The organism is Pseudomonas sp. FG86, from assembly GCF_057808775.1.
The window spans coordinates 1-1,243 of the sequence record NZ_JBMDIS010000191.1 but is presented as its reverse complement, the minus strand read 5'-3'; the positions used below and the strand labels follow the sequence as shown (position 1 = coordinate 1,243).

Here is a 1,243-nt window from a genome sequence, read left to right as displayed (position 1 = left end):
AGCAAATAATTGCGATGAGTAAGCGTGACGACCTTCTCGGGATCGCTGCTCCTGGAATGCCAGCAGGTTCTCCAGGAATGGAAGTCGACGGAGTACATGAGACCTACCAAATAATCGGCCTGACCAAAGCCGGCGTAGATCAGGTCATTGCTGAATACCCCGCAAACTAATCCCACCTCATCCATTCGGCCACAGCATGGTCCCAGCTCATGGCCATGCAGCGGGACATGCTATGTTGATTTCATTCTCAAGCAATACGCAAAGGACGATCAGCAACAAGCTGTAAAGGCGCGCCTGCGCCGAATCGGATAACCCCGTACCGCTGTCCTCAATAACAATTTGAGATGACGCCATGCTCCGTCTGCTGACAAGCACTGCGCATCTGACCACGATAGTGCTAAGTTCGGGTGGCGTTGCCACTCAGCTTGCCTTTCCGAATCTGGACATCTGTCTCGGCTGAAAGCGTAGAAAAGTTAAATTACAGTGGTTTGAGAGTTCTTTTTTTGCAGGCTTTTCAGACGCAGGGTCGCGCGTTGTACAGCGGCCATTTTTTCTGGACGCTTCATTCGTTTCCATTTTCTGATGTCTTCCTTGGTGCGACCGCAGCTGACGCACAGTTCGCTGTTCAACTGGCAGACAGAAGTACACGGATTCTCGATGTCCTTGGCCATTGGTCAATTCCTCGGCGAACTTATGCGAACTACGGGCTCATTGCTAAGCCTGAACGGCGACCTGATCGGGTGAAACAGCGCCCGGCTTCGTGCGGTACTCAACTGTCAGATGAGTGATCTCATGAACTGTCGCAAGCCGTTCTCGTATGTTTTGTGCATTCACTGCTGGGCTGCCTAGAACACTCACAATAGCGGCGCGGGCTTGCGGCCCTACCTGCCAGACATGAAGATCTATGATCGAAGCATCTCCCTGTCGCTCAACCAGTTCACGAATCTCTTCAGCGACATGATCATCTGTCTGGTCTAGCAATACACTCGCAGTCACCCGCATCAACGACCAAGCCCAGCGTGCGATGACAACTGCACCCACAATCCCCATTGCAGGGTCGAGCCAGACCCAACCAAGGTAACGACCAGCAAGCAGTGCTGCGATGGCCAGAACCGAAGTCAGTGCATCTGCAATGACGTGAATATAAGCAGAGCGCAGATTATTGTCATGACCATGTGCATGGTGAGATGCGTATTTCGCTCATCGTGACCGGTCATTTCGCTAACAACGTGACCGGTTTCTC

At 52.3% G+C, this 1,243-nt stretch carries 2 protein-coding genes and 1 pseudogene; 1 reads left to right on the top strand and 2 read right to left on the bottom strand.

Translation table 11 applies throughout. The features are described 5' to 3' along the window. On the top strand, positions 1 to 170 hold a 170-nt coding region (locus ACODSV_RS36260), incomplete at its 5' end, for a DUF411 domain-containing protein (RefSeq protein ID WP_489047530.1). Between the two features lie 303 nt (positions 171 to 473). Here ACODSV_RS36260 and ACODSV_RS36255 read toward each other — a convergent pair. Together ACODSV_RS36255 and ACODSV_RS36250 are read right to left on the bottom strand one after the other, a co-directional pair. Beyond that, complete coding sequence (locus ACODSV_RS36255) at positions 474 to 671, bottom strand: DUF1289 domain-containing protein (RefSeq protein ID WP_008437450.1); 198 nt, start codon at positions 669 to 671, stop codon at positions 474 to 476. A gap of 43 nt (positions 672 to 714) precedes the next feature. Then, positions 715 to 1,188: pseudogene (locus ACODSV_RS36250) on the bottom strand (cation diffusion facilitator family transporter); the annotation flags it as partial. Positions 1,189 to 1,243 lie beyond the last annotated feature (55 nt).

Coding starts and splice junctions, on each gene's coding strand:
- ACODSV_RS36255 (WP_008437450.1), bottom strand. CDS start 671: ATGGCCAAGGACATCGAGAATCCGTGTACTTCTGTCTGCCAGTTGAAC.